16 protein-coding genes are annotated in these 18089 nt (G+C 64.0%); 9 read left to right on the plus strand and 7 right to left on the minus strand.

Annotated features, from left to right (window positions below):
- Positions 1 to 26: 26 nt before the first annotated feature.
- Positions 27 to 917, minus strand: a complete 891-nt coding sequence (locus VH564_RS13270) for a LysR family transcriptional regulator (protein ID WP_423340305.1) — start codon at positions 915 to 917, stop codon at positions 27 to 29.
- A 94-nt stretch (positions 918 to 1011) separates the two neighbouring features.
- Between VH564_RS13270 and VH564_RS13275 the strand changes: the two genes are divergently transcribed.
- Positions 1012 to 2280 (plus strand): MFS transporter, encoded by a 1269-nt coding sequence (locus VH564_RS13275; protein ID WP_423340306.1) that lies wholly within the window; start codon positions 1012 to 1014, stop codon positions 2278 to 2280.
- A gap of 15 nt (positions 2281 to 2295) precedes the next feature.
- Here the strand turns inward: VH564_RS13275 and VH564_RS13280 are convergent, their stop codons facing one another.
- Positions 2296 to 3186: a DMT family transporter gene (locus VH564_RS13280; RefSeq protein ID WP_423340307.1), complete on the minus strand. Its 891-nt coding sequence runs from the start codon at positions 3184 to 3186 to the stop codon at positions 2296 to 2298.
- 213 nt (positions 3187 to 3399) lie between these two features.
- On the opposite strand from VH564_RS13280, the gene cobF reads away from it, so the two are divergent.
- From cobF to VH564_RS13305, 5 genes are all read left to right on the plus strand, one after another.
- Positions 3400 to 4170, plus strand: coding sequence for a precorrin-6A synthase (deacetylating) (gene cobF / locus VH564_RS13285; protein WP_423340308.1), 771 nt, complete (start codon positions 3400 to 3402; stop codon positions 4168 to 4170).
- A 79-nt stretch (positions 4171 to 4249) separates the two neighbouring features.
- On the plus strand, positions 4250 to 5644 hold the full coding sequence (cobG, locus tag VH564_RS13290; protein WP_423340533.1) for a precorrin-3B synthase: 1395 nt from the start codon (positions 4250 to 4252) through the stop codon (positions 5642 to 5644).
- A gap of 2 nt (positions 5645 to 5646) precedes the next feature.
- Positions 5647 to 6279 (plus strand): precorrin-8X methylmutase, encoded by a 633-nt coding sequence (locus tag VH564_RS13295; protein ID WP_423340309.1) that lies wholly within the window; start codon positions 5647 to 5649, stop codon positions 6277 to 6279.
- Positions 6276 to 7013 carry a precorrin-2 C(20)-methyltransferase gene (locus VH564_RS13300; protein ID WP_423340310.1) on the plus strand — a complete coding sequence of 246 codons (738 nt, stop codon included), beginning with the start codon at positions 6276 to 6278 and terminating at the stop codon, positions 7011 to 7013. Before VH564_RS13295 ends, VH564_RS13300 begins: the two co-directional genes overlap by 4 nt.
- Positions 7010 to 7774, plus strand: coding sequence for a precorrin-3B C(17)-methyltransferase (locus tag VH564_RS13305; RefSeq protein ID WP_423340311.1), 765 nt, complete (start codon positions 7010 to 7012; stop codon positions 7772 to 7774). The genes VH564_RS13300 and VH564_RS13305 overlap by 4 nt, the downstream gene beginning before the upstream one ends.
- Here VH564_RS13305 and VH564_RS13310 read toward each other — a convergent pair.
- Positions 7738 to 8508, minus strand: a complete 771-nt coding sequence (locus tag VH564_RS13310) for a cobalt-precorrin-6A reductase (RefSeq protein ID WP_423340534.1) — start codon at positions 8506 to 8508, stop codon at positions 7738 to 7740. The genes VH564_RS13305 and VH564_RS13310 overlap by 37 nt on opposite strands.
- Between VH564_RS13310 and cbiE the strand changes: the two genes are divergently transcribed.
- From cbiE to VH564_RS13325, 3 genes are all read left to right on the plus strand, one after another.
- Positions 8507 to 9760 (plus strand): precorrin-6y C5,15-methyltransferase (decarboxylating) subunit CbiE, encoded by a 1254-nt coding sequence (gene cbiE, locus VH564_RS13315; RefSeq protein WP_423340312.1) that lies wholly within the window; start codon positions 8507 to 8509, stop codon positions 9758 to 9760. The genes VH564_RS13310 and cbiE overlap by 2 nt on opposite strands.
- Entirely contained in the window at positions 9757 to 10515 is a 759-nt protein-coding gene (cobM, locus tag VH564_RS13320) for a precorrin-4 C(11)-methyltransferase (RefSeq protein ID WP_423340313.1), read from the plus strand. The genes cbiE and cobM overlap by 4 nt, the downstream gene beginning before the upstream one ends.
- Positions 10516 to 10649: 134 nt before the next feature.
- A complete protein-coding gene (locus VH564_RS13325; protein ID WP_423340314.1) occupies positions 10650 to 11528 on the plus strand; it encodes a DMT family transporter in 879 nt (292 codons plus the stop codon).
- Between the two features lie 15 nt (positions 11529 to 11543).
- On the opposite strand, the gene VH564_RS13330 is transcribed toward VH564_RS13325, so the two are convergent.
- The 4 genes from VH564_RS13330 to VH564_RS13345 form a co-directional block, all read right to left on the minus strand.
- A complete protein-coding gene (locus VH564_RS13330; protein ID WP_423340315.1) occupies positions 11544 to 13817 on the minus strand; it encodes a polysaccharide biosynthesis tyrosine autokinase in 2274 nt (757 codons plus the stop codon).
- Positions 13818 to 13948: 131 nt separating this feature from the next.
- Positions 13949 to 15151 (minus strand): polysaccharide biosynthesis/export family protein, encoded by a 1203-nt coding sequence (locus VH564_RS13335; RefSeq protein WP_423340316.1) that lies wholly within the window; start codon positions 15149 to 15151, stop codon positions 13949 to 13951.
- A 334-nt stretch (positions 15152 to 15485) separates the two neighbouring features.
- Positions 15486 to 16655, minus strand: a complete 1170-nt coding sequence (locus VH564_RS13340; protein ID WP_423340317.1) for an acyltransferase family protein — start codon at positions 16653 to 16655, stop codon at positions 15486 to 15488.
- Between the two features lie 73 nt (positions 16656 to 16728).
- Positions 16729 to 18027 (minus strand): lipopolysaccharide biosynthesis protein, encoded by a 1299-nt coding sequence (locus VH564_RS13345; RefSeq protein WP_423340318.1) that lies wholly within the window; start codon positions 18025 to 18027, stop codon positions 16729 to 16731.
- Between the last annotated feature and the right edge of the window lie 62 nt (positions 18028 to 18089).

Here is an 18089-nt window from a genome sequence, read left to right on the forward strand (position 1 = left end):
AAGCTAGCGGAGACAGCAATGTCGACCTAGCCACCCTCGGACTGAGCCAGCAAGCTCATCAGATTGTCCGTCACCGGCGAGCGCTGGCTCTTCAGCATGGCCAGTCCGAGCCGCGCCACCAGCGGCGGGCCGTCGATCTCGCGGTAGACCACGCCGTCGAGCTTGATCTGGGCGATGGAGGCGGGAACGATGGAGACGCCGAGATCGGCGGCCACCAGGTTGACCACCGAGGGGATCTGCGGCGCCTCCTGGCTGACCACGAGCTCAAAACCGGCTTCGCGGCAGGCGGCAGCGATATCGTCGTAGAGGCTGAGCCCGGCGACGCGCGGAAACAGGATGAAATGCTCGCCGGCCAGCGCCGAAAGCGGCAGTCGTTCGGCGGCAGCCAGTCGGTGCCCGGTCGGAAGCGCGATCACCATCCGCTCGGTCTCCAGCATCTTGAGGCGAACCTCGCGCGGGTTTTCCAGGCCCGGGCGGATGAAGGCGGCGTCGATCTCGCCGCGCATCAGCCGCTCCATCAACCCCTTGCTGTTCATTTCGATCAGCGACAGCCGCACCTCCGGCCAGCGGCCGCGATAGCGGCGGATCGTGCCGCTGACATGGACATTGAAGGCCGACGAGGCGGTAAAGCCGAGCGACAGGCGCCCGGTTTCGCCCCGGTTGGCGCGTTGTGCCGAGAGCTTCGCCCGCTCGGCGGCATCGATAGCCGCCTGCGCTTCCGGCAGGAAAGCCTGTCCGGCCGCCGTGAGTTCGGCCCCGTGGGGGACGCGATGGAACAGTTGTACGCCGATCTCGGTCTCGAGGTCGCGGATCTGCTGGCTAAGCGGCGGCTGCCCTATTCCGAGCTTGGCCGCTGCCCGGGTAAAGTTGCCCGCATCGGCCAGGGCCAGAAAATAGCGCAGGTGACGCAGCTCCATCGGTATCTCCAAAACCTATCGCAAACATGCCGTCCATATATTGGACACATGATCTGGGTTTGACTAGATCAGGGTGCAGAAAAGGTTGGTGCCCATGTCCCTTGCCGCTCCGAAGAAATTCGCCACTCCCGCCGCTGCCCGCCCAACGCTGACTGTCGTTGCCGCTTCCGAGCCGCTGCAGTTTCTCGTGCGTCGCACGCCGGCCTACAGGCGCGCCAGTATCGCTCTGTTCCTCTCCGGCTTCTCGACCTTCTCGCTGCTCTACTGCGTGCAGCCGCTGATGCCGATTTTTGCCCGGGATTTCGGCGTCAGTCCGGCCGCTAGTTCCTTGTCGCTATCCCTGTCGACCGGCTTTCTCGCCTTTGCGATCTTCATTGCTGCGGCAATTTCCGAAAGCGTCGGCCGTCGCAGCCTGATGTTCGCCTCGCTGCTTGGCGCAGCCCTTTGCACCCTGGGCTGCGCACTCGCTCCGAACTGGCAGACGCTCCTGATCATTCGCGGGCTCGAAGGCTTTCTGCTCGGAGGCGTTCCGGCTGTTGCCATGGCCTATCTGGCCGAGGAGATCGACCCGCGTGGGCTCGGCGCCTCGATGGGCCTCTATATCGCCGGCAATGCCTTCGGCGGCATGGCAGGCCGCGTCGTCACCGGCATGATGGCCGAGTACTTCTCCTGGCGTCCGGCCTTGGCCACAGTCGGTGTGCTGGGCCTTGCCGCGGCCATCGGCTTCCTCTTCCTGCTGCCGGCATCGCGCAATTTCACGCCGCGCAAAGGCTTCAATGCAGCCTTCCATGCCAAGGCCTGGCTCGGCCATCTGCGCAATCCGGCGCTTCCCTGCCTGTTTGCCATCGGCTTTCTGATCATGGGCTCCTTCGTCACGGTCTATAACTATGCCGGCTTCCGGCTGGTGGCAGCACCCTATAATCTTAACCAGACGGAGCTCGGGCTGATCTTCGCGGCCTATCTGTTCGGCATCGCCGGTTCCTGGGCGGCTGGCCTGCTCGGCGATCGCTTCGGCCACTTCCGGGTCATGCCCGTCGGCATCATGATCGCCGCCACCGGCGGGTTGGTGACGCTGTTCTCGTCGTTGCCACTGATCATCGCCGGCATTGTCCTCGTCACCATCGGCTTCTTTGTCACCCATTCGGTCGCCAGTGCCCTGGTCGGGCGCCTGGCGCGCGACACCAAGGGCCATGCCTCGTCGCTCTATCTATTGTCCTATTATCTCGGCTCCAGCATAGCCGGCTCGCTGGGCGGCTATTTCTGGCTCGCCGATGGCTGGTCCGGGGTCATCAGCTTCAATCTCGTGCTGCTGGTCGCCTGCATGATCGCGGCGCTGGCCGCGACACGGCTGGCGCGGCGCTGATCGAGGCATCGCCGTTCAGGCGGCTCGATCGGCCTCGAGCAAGGCCGCCTTGCGCGCCGCCGAGTTTCGCAAGCCGCTCCAGAGATACCAGAATACCGCCACGAGGATGAGGCCCGCGCCGGCGATGGTCGAGCCACCCGGCCATTCCGAAAACACCAGCCACACCCAGAGCGGTCCGAGCACCACGTCCATCAGCCCGATCAGTCCGGCTTCGCTGGAGGGGATATAACGGCCGCCGGTCAGGTAGAGCAGGTAGGCGAGCCCCGAGGTCGTCGAGCCGAAGACGACCAGGATGCCCAGTTCCGGTAGGCTCGGCAGCGCATGCGACATCAGCGGCAGGCAAAGCAGCACGCAGAGCCCGGAGCCGATGGCATTGACCGGCGCCATCCGCAGCGACGGATGTTTCCGCGCCATCACCAGCAAGATGCTGAAGGTCACGGTCATGAGAAATGCCAGGCTATTGCCGGCCAGGTCCGTCAGCCGCGCCGAGAAGCCGGCGACGATCAGCACGCCGACAAAGGCGACGGCGCTGGCAATCAGCACCCGTCGCTCCACCCGTTCGCCCATCAGCAGATAGGCCAGGCCGGCGGCGATGAAGGGCACTGTCGCATAGATGGAAAGGACGTTGGCAACCGTCGTCAGCTTCAGCGAGGCGATATAGCCGAACATCGAAAGGGCGGAGAAAAGCCCGAGCAGCGCATACATCCCATAGGGGATGGCTGCCGTCGGCGCCTTGGCGCGCCGTCCGAACAGCGAGATGATGACGAGCGTCAGGCCGCCGAAGACGGACCGCCAACCGAGCGTCGTCCAGACATCGAGATCGAGCATGCGTACGAACAGCCCGGCGCTGCTCCACATCACCGTGGCAACGGTCACCAGCAGAAGTCCATAGGTACGCGGCTGCATTGATTCCCTCGATGTGTGGCTTAACGGTATGAAAATGAACAAGAAATGCAGCGCTGGGAGGCGTTCTTGCGCCTGCGTCGCCCAGTCTATCAAATATCCGCCGAAACAGACCCTGACCAGCGACAATCGATTTCGCAATCGGAACCGTTGCGACGCCAGGCCAGCCGCCATAAACAGGCCCGGAACAAGAAGGCAAGGCGGCGGGAGCGGGGCGTGCGACATCTGTATCTGATCGGCATCGGAACCGGCAATCCGGAGCACATGACCGTGCAGGGTATCAACGCCCTGAATGCGGTCGATGTGGTCTTTATTCCCGACAAGGGCGAGGCAAAGACGGGCCTTGCCGACGTTCGGCGCGAGATCTGTGCCCGTTATCTGACCCGCCAGGACACTCCGCTTATCGCTTATGACGTGCCGGTGCGCCAGACGGCAGACCGATCCTACACCCAGGGCGTCGATGCCTGGCATGCCGACATTGCCGCTGTCTACGAACAGATGCTGACGGACAACATGGCCGAGGACGGCAGCGCTGCGCTGCTCGTCTGGGGTGATCCAGGGCTCTATGACAGCACCATCCGCATTCTCCAGCGGGTCTTGGCGCGCGGCAATGTGGCCGTCGACTATAGCGTCATCCCGGGCATTACCAGTATCCAGGCGCTGACGGCCAGCCATCGCATTCCGCTCAATCTCGTCGGCAAGCCGGTCGAAATCACCACCGGCCGGCGGCTGGCGGCGTCTTTCCCGGCGCTGGTCGGGACGGCGGTCGTCATGCTCGACGGCGAGCAGGCCTTCGCGAAAATTGAAGACCCGGATGCGTTCATCTATTGGGGCGCCTATCTCGGGACTGACGACGAAATCCTGCTTTCGGGGCGCCTTGCAGACGTGGCGCCCACGATTGCCGCGACGCGCGCCGCAGCCCGCGCCCGCCACGGCTGGATCATGGACATCTACCTGTTGCGCAAGGGTCAGGATTTCGACGACTGAGCGACGGACTGCCGCACCCGCCAAATTGTTTGCCTCACAGACGGGATGATGTAAGGAGACTTCAGGAAAGGGTGTGGATATGGCGATAGATGGGCAAACGATGGCCGAACCGGGTCTCGCTGTGCCGCGCGTCGGTTTCGGCCATGACGTGTCATTGCCATCGCGCCTCGTTCGCGGTGCCTGCCCTTCGCTGGCGAGCCCGATGCAGACCGGCGACGGCCTGCTTGTCCGGCTGAGACCTTCGACATCAGGCCTGACACCCTCTCAATTTCGCCAGCTTGCGCAGGCCGCCGCCCGCCATGGCAACGGTCTGCTCGAGATTACCGCGCGGGGAAACCTGCAATTGCGTGGACTGTCGCGGGAGACCATGCCCGGCCTCGAAGCCGATATCGCCCGCGCCGGCATCACCCCTGAAATCGGCCTCACCATCGAAACGCCGCCGCTGTCAGGGCTGGACCCGGCCGAAATCGCCGATGCCCGCGCAATGGCGGCGCGCCTGCGCGAGGCCCTGGCGCAGCTGCCCGTGCCGCTACGGCTTGCGCCGAAGCTGACGATCGTCATTGAAACAGGCGGCTTGCTGTCGCTCGACAAGGTGACGGCCGACATCCGCCTGATGGCGACGCCAATGGCCGATGGCAAGCCGCAGTGGCGCATCTCCGTGGGCGGTACGCGTTGGACTGCCGTCCCCATATCGGTGGCGAGTGATGAGCAGACCCCTGCCATTGTGCTCGATCTCTTGAAAACCCTGGATGGGCTCGGCGCCCGCGCCCGAGGCCGCGATCTCGCCGCGAGCCGCCCCGTCTTGGCCGAACATGCCGCCGTCAGCTCGGCGGAACAGACCACCCCCTGTGTCGGCCTCCACCGATTGGCTCCCGACGCGATGGTGCTTGGTCTGCGGCTGGCCTTCGGCCAGATCCATGCCGCCGAGTTGATTACCTTCCTGGACATTGCCGAGACGCAGGGTGTGCACGAGATCAGGACTGCGCCCGACCATGCGCTTCTGCTGCTGGGGACCTCCGCCGGCACGATGGAAAAGCTGCAGATGCGGGCCGCGGATTTCGGTTTCTGGATCGACGCCGATACGCCCGCCAGCCACATCGCCACCTGCGCCGGCGCCGGCGGCTGCGCCTCGGCGAGCTATCGCACGAAAGAACTCGCCGCCCGGGCCGTCGATTGGCTGCCGGATTTGCTGGATGGATCCATCGTCCTGCATCTGTCTGGCTGTCCCAAGGGATGCGCCCATCCTGGCGCCAGTGCCATCGCGGTGGTCGGCCTGCCGACGGGTTTCGGCCTGGTAGCCGGCGACAAGGCATCGGCCGCACCGGTGGCCGTGGTTGACGAGATGACATTGGAACGGACGTTGCGGCGGCTCGCCGACAGGGTCGCCGGCGCGAAAGCCGCTGGCGAATCGGTCGGGGAGTGCCTTACACGGCTTGGCAGCGACCCGATCGTCGCCGCGTTGAGACAGGAATAGGCATGGTTGACTACGATTACATCCGCCAAGGCGACGCGATTTACGAAAAGTCCTTCGCCATCATCCGAGCAGAGGCCGATCTTACGCGCTTCTCGGAGGCGGAAGCCGATGTTGCCGTGCGGATGGTGCATGCCTGTGGGCTTGTCGAGGCAGCGGCGCATTTTCATTTTTCAAGCGACTTCGTCACCGCCGCGCGTGCCGCCTTGGCATCAGGCGCGCCGATCTTCTGCGATGCCGAGATGGTTGCGCACGGCATCACCCGCGCCCGGTTGCCCTCGTCGAACGAGGTGATCTGCACCCTGCACGACCCGCGGACCTTCGCGCTGGCCAAGGACAGCGGCAACACCCGCTCGGCCGCCGCCATGCACCTCTGGGGCGAGCGCATGGCCGGAGCCGTTGTGGCGATCGGCAATGCGCCGACGGCCCTGTTCCACCTGCTGGAGATGCTGCGCGACGGCGCGCCGAAGCCGGCAGCGATCATCGGCATGCCGGTCGGCTTCGTCGGTGCGGCCGAATCCAAGGATGCCCTGGCGGAGAATTCCTACGGCGTTCCTCACGGCATCGTGCGCGGACGTCTTGGTGGTAGCGCCATGACCGCCGCCGCCGTCAACGCCCTGGCGCGAGGCGGCCTATGACCCCTCTTTCGACCGGCCGCCTTATCGGCGTCGGCACCGGTCCCGGCGATCCTGATCTTCTGACTGTCAAGGCCGTCAAGGCCTTGGAGCAGGCCGATGTGGTTGCCTATTTCGCCAAGGCCGGCCGACATGGCAATGGCCGTACGGTGGTCGATGGCCTGCTGCGCTCGGATGTGACGCTGCTGCCGCTCTACTATCCGGTCACGACCGAGATCGACAAGCACCATGACGACTACAAGCGGCTGATCACGGCCTTCTACGACGCCTCCGCCGAGCTTGTCGCGGCTCACCTGAAGGATGGCCGGACGGTCGCGATCCTCAGCGAGGGCGACCCGATGTTCTACGGCTCCTACATGCACCTGCATGTCCGTCTTGCCCACCGCCACCCGACCGAGGTCATTCCCGGCATCACCGCGATGTCGGGCTGCTGGTCGCTGGCCGGCATGCCGATCGTCCAGGGCGACGACGTTCTCTCCGTGCTGCCCGGCACCATGGATGAGGACGAGCTGGCTCGCCGTCTCGCCGATACCGAGGCGGCTGTCATCATGAAGGTCGGCCGCAACCTGCCGAAAATCCGCCGGGCATTGGCCGCCTCCGGGCGCCTGCACCACGCCGTCTATGTCGAGCGCGGCACGATGAAGAACCAGTCGGTGACGGAGATGGTCGCGCGCGACGATCGCGAAGCGCCGTATTTTTCGCTGATCCTGGTCCCCGGCTGGGAGCGTGGCGCGTGAGCGGCCGGCTCTATGTGATCGGCACGGGACCGGGCAATCCCGACCAGATGACACCGGAAGCGTCTGCGGCCGTCGCGGCCTCCACGGAGTTCTTCGGCTACGGCCCCTATCTCGACCGCCTCTCGTTGAGGCCGGACCAGTTGCGCATCGCCTCCGACAATCGCGAGGAGATCGACCGCGCCAGGGCATCGCTGGAGCGGGCATCGGCGGGGGCCGTCGTCTGTGTCGTGTCGGGCGGCGATCCCGGCGTCTTTGCCATGGCCGCGGCCATCTGCGAGGCGATCGACACCGGTCCTGAGAGCTGGCGCGCCGTCGACCTGGTAATCCTTCCCGGCATCACCGCGATGCTGGCCGTAGCGGCCCGTCTGGGCGCACCGCTCGGCCACGACTTCTGCGCCCTGTCGCTGTCGGACAATCTGAAGCCCTGGGATCTGATCGAGCGGCGCCTGACGCTGGCGGCTCAGGCCGGTTTCGTCATCGCGCTCTACAATCCCATCAGCAAGGCACGTCCTTGGCAGCTGGGCCGCGCCTTCGAGATTTTGCGCCTGGTTTTGCCGGCCGGAACACCCGTGATTTTCGGCCGCGCCGCCGGACGCCCGGACGAACGGCTGACGGTGACGCCGCTCGGTGAGGCGGATGCCGCCGTCGCCGACATGGCGACCTGCGTCATCATAGGCTCGCCGGAAACGAAGATCATCCGGCGCTCGGCCAAGCCGGATCTTGTCTACACGCCGCGCTTTGCCGCCCCGGAGACAAAATGATCGATTCGATCAAGCGCAGCCTCGAGCGAGCTGACGGTCGGCACGGTGGTAGCCGCGCCGCGGGCGATCATCAGCACCGGTATACCGAGCAGCCTTGCCGCCTCGATCTTGGCATAGGTAGCGCTTCCGCCGCTGTTCTTGGCGATGATACAATCGATCAGGTGCTGCTTCAGCAGCCGGACTTCCCCGGGGAGATCGAAGGGGCCGCGATCGAGGATGCTGACGACGTCAGGCGCCTGCAGCGGCGGATCGACGGCATCGACGCTGCGCACCAGATAGAAATGCTGCGGAAACCGATCGGCATGATGCGCTTCCTGCCGGCCGATCGCCAGGAAGATGCGGCGCGGCGTAGGGCCGAGCGCCGTGAGCGCCGCCGCGACATCCGCCACCTCGTGCCACTGGTCGCCAACAACAGGCTGCCAGGCTTGGCGACCGAGGGCGAAAAACGGGATATCGGCAACCTTGGCCGCATCAGCGGCGTTGGCCGAGATCTGCCGCGCAAAGGGATGGGTGGCATCGACCATCATCTCGATGCCTTCGGATTTGAGAAAGTCGGCGAGACCCGCACTGCCGCCGAATCCGCCGACGCGGACCGGCGCACCCTGGGGGAGCGGCTCCTTCGTCCGCCCGGCCAGCGACAGCAGAACGTCGACGCCTTCGTGTTCCGCAAGCTGCTCCGCCAGCAACCGAGCCTCGGTCGTGCCCCCCAGGATCAGGATGCGGGTCTTGCCCATGTCTGACACGTCTTTCCCCTTGCCCATGCGATGGCTCACCCTTATCGGCCTTGGCGAGGACGGTCCAGCCGGACTGAGCGACGAGGCGAGGCAACGCGTCGCCGCAGCCCCCATCGTTTATGGCGGTGCGCGGCATCTGGAACTCGTGGCGCCGCTGATCACAGGCGAGGCCCATAGCTGGCTCAGCCCCCTCGACCGGTCGATCGAACATCTCCTCGCCCGGCGCGGGCAGCCTGTCGTCGTGCTTGCCTCCGGCGATCCCTTTTGGTTCGGCATCGGCGCAACGCTGTCTCGCTTCGTGCCCGCGGCCGAAATGCAGGTCATGCCGTCTCCCTCGGCCTTCAGTCTCGCAGCCGCCCGGCTCGGCTGGCCCCTGCAGGAGGCGACGGTGCTGTCGCTGCATGGTCGGCCGATCGATCTCATCCGTCCGCATCTTCATCCCGGCAGAAAGATCATCGCGCTGACGTCGGATGCCGGCAGTCCCGGGCAGATCGCCGCCTTGCTGACTAACCTCGGCTTCGGCCGTTCGAAATTGACCTTGCTCGAAGCCATGGGCGGTCCTCGCGAGCGCGTGACGATCCACAAGGCCGATGCTTTTGTATCCGATGCGGTGGATGCCCTGAATGTTCTTGCGATCGAAGTCGCGTCCGACGGTGCCGCTCGCATCATTCCCTATACCTCCGGTCTCGACGATGCGCTGTTCAGCCACGACGGTCAGATCACCAAGCGTGAAGTCCGGGCAATGACGCTGTCGGCGCTCGCGCCGCGCCATGGGGAATTGCTCTGGGACATCGGCGCCGGTTCCGGTTCCATTGCCATCGAATGGCTGCTGGCCGATCCGAGCCTGCGGGCGATCGCCGTCGAGGCCGTGCCCCAGCGGGCCGAGCGCATCCGCGAGAACGCTGGCAATTTCGGTGTACCGGGCCTGACGCTCGTCGAAGGCACTGCGCCGCAGGCCCTCATGGGTTTGCCGCAACCGGACGCCATCTTCATCGGCGGCGGCGGCAGCGAGGCCGGCGTCATGGAGGCCGCCAAGGCAGCCTTGAAACCCGGTGGACGCCTGGTCGCCAATGGCGTGACGACTGAGATGGAAGCGGTGCTGCTTGCCGAATATTCAAGCCACGGCGGATCGCTCACCAGGATCGACATTGCCCGCGTCACCGCCATCGGCACGATGCACGGATGGCGGCCGGCCATGCCGGTAACCCAATGGTGCTGGACCAAGCCCGAAACGACAGAGACCGCAGAATGACCGTCCATTTCATTGGCGCCGGCCCCGGTGCCGCCGACCTCATCACCGTGCGTGGCCGCGACCTGATCGCAGCATGCCCCGTCTGCCTCTATGCCGGCTCGCTGGTGTCGAAGGAGCTTCTTGCCTACTGCCCGCCCGGCGCCCGGATCATCGACACGGCGCCGCTATCGCTGGACGAAATCGAGGCCGAATATCGTCGTGCCGATGCTGCCGGCGAGGACGTGGCGCGGCTGCATTCCGGCGATCTGTCGGTCTGGAGTGCGGTCGCCGAGCAGATCCGCCGACTGCGTGCCTGCGGCATCGACTACACCATGACGCCAGGGGTTCCGGCCTTCGCCGCTGCCGCCTCGGCGCTTGGCCGTGAGCTGACGATACCCGCCGTGGCGCAGAGCCTTGTGCTCACCCGCGTCTCCGGCCGCGCGTCGCCGATGCCGGCGGGCGAGACCTTGGCAGGCTTTGCCGCCACCGGATCGACGCTTGCCATCCATCTTGCCATCCACGCCCTGTCGCAGGTGGTGCGGGAGCTCACCCCCCATTACGGGGCTGAATGCCCGGTAGCGATCGTCGTCAAGGCCTCCTGGCCGGACGAGCGCATCCTGCGAGGCTCTCTTGCCGATATCGAAGCCAAGGTCGCGGCCGAACCGATTGAACGCACCGCGCTGATCTTTGTCGGCCCGTCGCTGGCATCGGACGATTTCCGAGAGAGCGCCCTCTACGATCCCGCCTACCAGAGACGTTTTCGCGATCGCGTCTAAATTCCGTCCGATGAGGTCCAACTTCGATGGATGGCCGTGCGTTCTGAAAGGAGCGCTCTAGTTAGAAAAAGGGACATCGATCGGGCGAGGTCGATTTCTCCTCCCATTTCAGCAATCCTTGCCCGCGAGCAATCATGAACGCCACCAGAAGCGGCTATATCTTCACCATCGTCGCCATCACGCTGTTTTCCATCCAGGACGGTATATCGAAGCACCTGGCTGGAGCCTATCCACCGTTCCTGGTGGCGATGATCCGCTATTGGACCTTCGCCCTCTTTGCCATCGCGCTGGCTTCCCGTGGACGCGGTGGCCTGCGGGTCACGGCACGGACCAAACGGCCGCTGCTGCAGGTGCTGCGCGGCTTGCTGCTGGCGGCCCAGATCGTCATCGTCATCCAATCCTTCGCGCTTGTCGGTCTCGCCCATTCCCAGGCGATCTTCTCATCCGGGCCGCTAATCGTGGCGCTGCTGTCGGTGCCGATCCTCGGGGAGACCGTCGGATGGCGGCGCTGGACGGCGATCTGCGTCGGCTTTCTCGGCGTCCTGCTGATACTGAAGCCCGAAACCGGGTTTTTCGATGTCCGTTTCCTGGTGCCGCTGTCATCGGCCTTTCTGTTCTCGTTCTATGTCATCGTCACCCGGCTCGTCAGCCGGGACGACGCCTCGATGACGAGCTTTCTCTACACCGGGGTGGTCGGTGCCGTGGCCATGACCTGCGTCGGGCCTTTCTTCTGGATGCCGCTGGCGCCGCAGGATTGGATATGGATGGGATTGCTCTGCCTGACGGGGATATCGAGCCACTATTGCCTGATCCGCGCCTACGATCTTCTCGACGCCGTGGTCATCCAGCCCCTGACCTATCTGCAGCTGGTCTATGCCGCGATCATCGGCGTCGTGATCTTCGGCGAGGTGCTGACGGCCAATATGGTGATCGGCGCGATCATTGTCGTCGCTGCCGGACTGTTCACGGTGTGGCGGGAAAATGTGCTGGCCAAGCGAAAAGCCGGGCGCTAGGCCCGGCCTTTCGGCTCAATTGTCGTGGTAGTAGGAGGTGTAGCGGGAATAGTAGTACTCGCTCGAGCCGTGCGCCCGGTAGAGCTTCATCTTCTCGGTGTCGACCTTGTTGAGGATGACGCCGGCGCATTTGCCGGCAATCGCCGGTTCCGAGCCGAACGTGCTGCGCACCACCTTGCGCGATGTCTTCCCCCACTCGACGACGAACAGGAAAGCATCGATGTTTGGGCTGATGGCGCGCGCATCGACCACCGGTCCAAGTGGCGGAAGGTCGATGACGATATAATCGAAGTTCGCCCGCGCCGTGTCGAGAAGCGCGTTCATCGCCGGAGAGGACAGTAGCTCCGAAGAGTGGGGTATGCGCCGCTTGACGATGGCAGGCAGGAAGGCGAGCTTGGTCTTCTGATCGATCAACAGCAGCTCCTGGATCGGCCGTCGCTCGAGCAGGGCTTCCAGCAGGCCAGCCTCGGCATGGCGGCCGATGGTTCTGGTCGCACCGGGATTGCGCAGATCGGCGTCGATCAGCAGCGTTCGTGCGCCCTGTAGCGCCAGCAGCTGTGCGAAATTCATCGAGATCGTCGACTTGCCTTCGCCGGGCAGGCTGGAGACTATCCCGACGACCTTTGCCGCTCGCTCGCCGCTTTCCACATCGATCGCAATCTTGGCGCTGCGCATGGTCTCGGCGAAGGCCGACAGGGGATGTTCGGCGACATAGTTCGAGACCCCATTAAGCTGCCGGATGCTGCGTGGATGCTCCTGCACCGGCTCGGCGGCGGTGACCGGCTTCACGATCGGCGCAATGCCCAGATATTCCTGATGCAGGGAGTCCCGGACCTGGTCACCGGTCCGGAAGAAGCGATCCCGGAACTCCCGGAAGACCCCGATCGCGCCGCCGACGATGCAGCCGAGAATGATCGAAAGCGCCAGCACGATGATCTTCTTCGGCTTGCTGGCACCGAGCGGCATGGTCGCCTTGGTGATCACGCGGGCTTCGGTGATGGGGAAGGATTCCTGTTGCGAAGCCTGCTGATAGCGGGTGAGGAAGCTCTGGTAGAGATCGCGGTAGGTATCTCGCGTCCGTTCCAGCTCCCGCAACTGCACCTGCGCATCGCCCGCCGTTGCCGAAACCGAGGTTGCCGAGGCGACGTTGTCGGCCAAGGCCTTTTCCCGCGCCTTGGCGACATCCAGATCGTTCCGGTAGCTCTCGGCGATACGGCCGAGTTCTTCGAACATCTGACGCTGATATTCCTGCATCTCGCCGCGCAGGCGCACGGCCTGCTCATGGTTCGGCCCGAGGCGACGGGAGATATCGGCCTCGGTCTTTGATGCGTCGAGATATTTCTTGCGCAGGTCGTTGATCGTCGAACTGCCCAGCACGTCGGAGACAACCGCATTCATGTCCTTCGACTGGATGATCGACTGGACGCGATCGTATTTCGCCTGCGCTGCGGCCCGGTCCCCCTGCGCCGTCGTCAGGGCGGTATTCAGCTGCGTCAGCTGCTGGTCGCTGACGAGCTGGCCGCTGGTCTGAAGCAGCCCGTTATCCGAGCGGAACTTTTGAACGGCCAGATCGGAAGTGAGCGCCTTCTTGCGCAGCTCCTCGATGCGGTCTTGCAGCCAGTCACCGGCGCGTCGCGTCGCGTCGTACTTCGAGTTGAGCTTGTCCTCGAGATAGGCATCGGCGATGCCGGCTGCGATCTGCTGGGCGAGCTTCGGTGAAGGCGACGTATAGCTGATCGACAGCACGAAAGAGCGATTGACCCGCTCGACCTGCATGTTGCGCTCGATCTGTGCCACGGCGTTCTGCATCTTCACTTCGGCTGCATCGACCGCAATCTCATTCGCGTCGCCAAACCATTTCTTGAAGTTGAGAAGGCCGATTGCCTGGCTGATGAAGGAAGGACCCTTGCCGACGAAATCCGAGTTGTTCAGCAGGTCGAGCTTCTGGATGACGGCAGTGGCGATCGTATCGGATCGCAGGACCTCGACCTGGGTGAGGATGTTGCCCTCGTCGTCGACAGATCCGGCCGGGACCGTCGTATCGGTCATCTGGTTGACGATGGTGGAGGTGCCATGGTCGATCAGCACATTGCTGCTGGCGGTATATTGCGGCACGGCCAGCAACAGATAGACGATGCCCAGAATGATGAAAGTCACGATAGAAGCGGCAAATACCCGCCATTGCCGGCGGGCAGCCGCAAGAATGCGGTCGAGATCGATGATCTCGGAAATCTCATCGTGGTCGAAGCCGGCCCAGCTGTCTGTGTTGGACTTTTTGGGTGATAGCAAAGAGCGATCTCCTACTCTCATCGGTGGCTGAACGTTTCAAACTCCGCCACGCCCGCAGAGCATGGACGGGCAGATGGCGGTGTCAATTACCTGACCGAGCCGCACGACCGGCGGCTCGGCAATGCCTTGGCTTACAGATCCCGTATCGACTTGCGTGTCGTGACCGCATCGCTCGTGGTGCCCGCCGCCGTCGAGGTGACGGAGTTGGCAATATCCAGGAATTTCAGCAGCTCGACGGAGGCGGAGTTCGAGATGTAGATGACATCCTTGTCCGCCATTGCGAATTTCTGGGCGGCGAAGAAGCCGGCCGGATCACGCAGGTTGGCGCGGAAGACCACAGGCACCTGCTCGTCGCGGAAATGGGTGGTATCGATGCCCATGTCACGCAGGACCTTCGTATCCACCAGGCGATAGAGCAGCACCTGCGCCGGATTTGCCTGCGTGTCGAGGGCGCCGCCGGCCTTGCCGAGGCCGTCAGCTAGGGTGAGGTTTTCGTCGTCGAAGGTATAGCGACCGTTCGCTCCCGTTGCCCCGAAGGCCACATAGCTTCGCGGATGGTGATCGGCGATCACGGTGTCCATCGGCGAAACGAAAATGTTTTCCGACGGGTTCTTCAGCAGCGTCTCATAGGGCACCGTAGCGGTCTTGCCGCGGCGCTGCAGGGTGATGTTGGTTTCCATCGCTGCCGTCGACAATCCGCCGGCCTGCGAGATGGCATCGAGGACGCGCTCGCCCGCCGGGCTGAGTTCGACCTTCGCCGGCGCGTTGACATCGCCGAGCACGGAGACCTGGCTCGAATTGCTTGTCACCGTGGTGATGACCACCTGCGGCTCGATGGCGCGGCTCGAGAGCTTCTTGACGATATCGGCCTCGACTTGCTCCTTGCGCTTGCCGGCGGCGACGATCCGTCCGGCATAGGGAACGCTGATGGTCCCGCCGCGGTCGATCGTCTGGCTCGGGATGGTCACGAAGTTGCCGGCGCGGCTGCCCGCATCGGCAGGAATGAAGAGGCCGCCCGATTGGGACTCGAAGATCGTAACCTGAACCACATCGCCGTAGCCAAGCGGGATATCGGGGGCGGAGGACCGCGCTGTTCCGAAGCTGGCTTTCAGCGAGGACGCTGCTTTGCCGTCGAAGAATTTCAGTGTGTTCTGGTTGAGGTCGACCAGGGCGTAGTCGATGCCGACCTTGCGCTCCTTGGAGGAAACCTTGACGAGCGCCTGGCTGTCGATCAGCCCGGCATCGGGGCCCGAACGCGGCAGAGAGGTACAGCTCGACAACATCACCATCAAGGCGACGACGGACCCTTTACGCCAGCGGATTGCAGCCTTCATGCCAAGCCCCATCTTCAGCGCGTGGAAAGCACGCTCGCCACCAGATCGGTAGCACGCTTTGTTTTTGAATTCGATCGGGAACCGGCGGCGGCGCAACTGGTTATGATCCGAGCGGGCTTGGTATCCGGGGCGATCCTCGCCCGCAGATGTCGCAAGTGACGGGATCGGCGAAGCCGGCTCGAACGTCATGGATGTCCAGTCGTTACACGCAGTTACATTTTCGGCTGAAGCAAACCAGGAATTCATCAATCGCGGTACTCTTCGGTTGCCTGTATCGGGTTGGGGAGACCTGAGACAGGGACAGGGGAAAACAAGGGGTAGATGAGCGGCCGCATCACACGAACCTCTTCAGGATCGCCTTGCGCAGCGGGACCTCGACGAACCGGCAGGTCAGCCAGCCGAATACCAGTGCTGCAACGACAGCCGCGACGAAGCACAGCCAGCTTGCGAGCGGCGCCGTCGGATCGATGCCGAACAGCAGCGGCGCCACCTTCAGCCATAGGCTGATGCCGACGATGCTCACCAACGCATGCGTCATGTACAGGCTGTAGGAAATCTTGCCCAGAAACAGAGCGGGGCTGTTGGAGAACAAGCGTGATGCATTCGGGCACTGCAAGACGGCGAGGACAAGGACCGGCGCGAGAAGCACGGCAATTGACGCGATGTCAGGAACGCTCAAAATAATCAGAAGCGCGGCGATGACAGCCCAGATGGTCCATGGGGCCGCCAGAAAGTGACTATATGCCAAATTGAGGCGAAACAGGGCCATCCCGCCGACAAACAGCGTCAATACGCGGATGAGCACTACAGGCGAGTTGGTCGGATACTGATCTGTGTGGGTGTCGATATTGTAGAGCACCAGCGCGCCGGCGCAGCAGAGCGTGAGGATCACAGCCGCCAGGCGCGCATTCCAGCGGCTGGCCAGAACCGCTGCGAAGGGGAAGATCGCATAGGCATGCCATTCGGCGCTGATCGACCAGGACGGGAAGTTCCAGGTGCGATGATCGATCCACGGACCGTGCAGCATGAACAGCGCCGCCAGTGCCGAGTTCCAGGAGTAGCGGCCATCGACCGAGGTGAAATCGGGCTTCCCGTGGATGAACGGGAGCAGCGCCAAAAGCAGGATGCCCATGGCAAACAGATGCACCGGATAGAGACGGGCGATGCGGGCGGCAAAGAAATCGCGATAGTCGGCCCAGCCCACTTTGCCGGAGAAGGCCGCGCCATAGACATACATCATCACGAAGCCGCTCATGATGAAGAACACGTCCACCGAGAACCAGGCCTGCGACAGGATCGGCAGATGGACAAGGAGCACCGACGTGATGGCGGGGAACGGGTCCTGCAGGTGATAGACCACCACGAAAAGCGCGAGAATGCCGCGCAATCCGTCCAGTTGCTCAAGCCTCGGCCGCCGTTGTTTCGGGGCGCTGTCCTGATGCGGGCCGGTGAGGGGAACCGGTCCCGCATTGGCAAGCGCAATCGCTGCGGCTTCCGACGTCATCGCGCGACGCCTCCCGCCAACGGGCGCTGACGCGCCACCGGATGATGAATCTGGCGATGATCGGAGGTCGCGCTCAAGCGGGGGTCTCCTCGCCTGTTGCAACGAATTCCGGGATGGTCCTGTCCTCGACGAGAAAGGCGGCCAGCCACATGGCAGCGGCCAGGGTCGCATGGCTCGCGAGAAAGGCCACCACCAGTCCCGGCACGCCGGCGATTTTGACGCCGAAGGCCATCAGCAACCCGAAGCCGAAGGTGGCGCAGAGCGAGATGAAGGCGCGGATACCCTGCCTGCCAGCACCGGTCAGGGCATCGGCGGGCGGATATTGCAGGGCGATCAGCGGCAGGGCGAGGCCTAGCATGGCGGAAATATTGGCCATGCTGGCAAAATCCTTGCCGAGCGCAAACGGCGCCAGGTAGCCGGCTGCCGCCACCGCGATGCTGGAGGCGACACCGACGGCAAACAGCATCGGCGTAATCTTCAGGGCGTAACGACGGCTGGAGGCGAGGCCCTCCTTGCCGTGAACGAAGAAGTTCGGATAGGTGATGCGGGTGACGACCTGCAGCGGAAACAGCCCGAGCGCCAGCACTCGGGAAGCCGCCCCGTAGATCCCGACGCTGGCCGCATCGGCAAAGCGCCCGAGAAGGATACGGTCGAAGTTCCCTTGCGAGGCACGGGCTGCCTGATTGACGCAGAAGGCGCCGCCGGCCTTCCATTCATGCCGCTTCAGCACGAAATGCGGACGACCGTAGAGCCTGATCACCAGGCCGAGATAGACGAGCGAAGTGATCATGCATTGGGTGAAAGCAAGCTCGATCCAGCCGTTGAGGTCGCTGCGCCCGAGCGCCAGGAAGTAGCCGAGCGCCAGAACCATGCGGAGCGCGGCCGTGGTTAGGCGAATCCAGCCGGCCCGCACCGTGTGGCGATGCGCCACCATGATCAATTCCACCGAGGCGGCGATCCTGTTGAGCGCGACCTCGCCGACGATGATAGCGAGTACATGCCAGATCCCGATCTCGGTCTGCATGAAGCCGACCGCCACGGCAAGCCCGGCAGCGGCGACGACCGGAAAGGTCGCGGCGGCGAGAAGCAGCAGGTTGCCGAAATAGGAAGCGAACTTCTGCGGCTCGCGCGACACAGCCCGCACCAAGAGATCGGCGCCGCCAAAGCCGACGAGTTCAACACTGACGACGGTGACCGCGAGGATGGCCGTATAGGAACCGAAAGCCTCGACGCCGAGGCCCCGCGCTGTCAGCGCGAAGGCCACGAGCTGCACCGCAAGCGCCGACACCGTCGGCATCAGCGCGCCAACGAAGGTCATCAGTTTGAAGCGGGCCTCGAGATGACGGCCTAGTGCCATCGTTCGTTTCAGCATGCCAGATCGGCTCCTTGGTCGGTCCAGGTACAGAAGGGCGAAACTGGTGCCCCCGGTGTCGC

Source organism: Rhizobium sp. HT1-10, from assembly GCF_049472505.1.
GTDB lineage: Bacteria > Pseudomonadota > Alphaproteobacteria > Rhizobiales > Rhizobiaceae > Rhizobium.

Excerpts from the sequence above, each read along its gene's own strand:
- VH564_RS13270 (WP_423340305.1), bottom strand. The coding sequence starts at position 917 with ATGGAGCTGCGTCACCTGCGCTATTTTCTGGCCCTGGCCGATGCGGGC.
- VH564_RS13275 (WP_423340306.1), top strand. The coding sequence starts at position 1,012 with ATGTCCCTTGCCGCTCCGAAGAAATTCGCCACTCCCGCCGCTGCCCGC.
- VH564_RS13280 (WP_423340307.1), bottom strand. The coding sequence starts at position 3,186 with ATGCAGCCGCGTACCTATGGACTTCTGCTGGTGACCGTTGCCACGGTG.
- cobG (WP_423340533.1), top strand. The coding sequence starts at position 4,250 with ATGGCGATAGATGGGCAAACGATGGCCGAACCGGGTCTCGCTGTGCCG.
- VH564_RS13295 (WP_423340309.1), top strand. The coding sequence starts at position 5,647 with ATGGTTGACTACGATTACATCCGCCAAGGCGACGCGATTTACGAAAAG.
- VH564_RS13300 (WP_423340310.1), top strand. The coding sequence starts at position 6,276 with ATGACCCCTCTTTCGACCGGCCGCCTTATCGGCGTCGGCACCGGTCCC.
- cbiE (WP_423340312.1), top strand. The coding sequence starts at position 8,507 with ATGTCTGACACGTCTTTCCCCTTGCCCATGCGATGGCTCACCCTTATC.
- VH564_RS13310 (WP_423340534.1), bottom strand. The coding sequence starts at position 8,508 with ATGGGCAAGACCCGCATCCTGATCCTGGGGGGCACGACCGAGGCTCGG.
- cobM (WP_423340313.1), top strand. The coding sequence starts at position 9,757 with ATGACCGTCCATTTCATTGGCGCCGGCCCCGGTGCCGCCGACCTCATC.
- VH564_RS13325 (WP_423340314.1), top strand. The coding sequence starts at position 10,650 with ATGAACGCCACCAGAAGCGGCTATATCTTCACCATCGTCGCCATCACG.
- VH564_RS13335 (WP_423340316.1), bottom strand. The coding sequence starts at position 15,151 with ATGAAGGCTGCAATCCGCTGGCGTAAAGGGTCCGTCGTCGCCTTGATG.
- VH564_RS13340 (WP_423340317.1), bottom strand. The coding sequence starts at position 16,655 with ATGACGTCGGAAGCCGCAGCGATTGCGCTTGCCAATGCGGGACCGGTT.
- VH564_RS13345 (WP_423340318.1), bottom strand. The coding sequence starts at position 18,027 with ATGCTGAAACGAACGATGGCACTAGGCCGTCATCTCGAGGCCCGCTTC.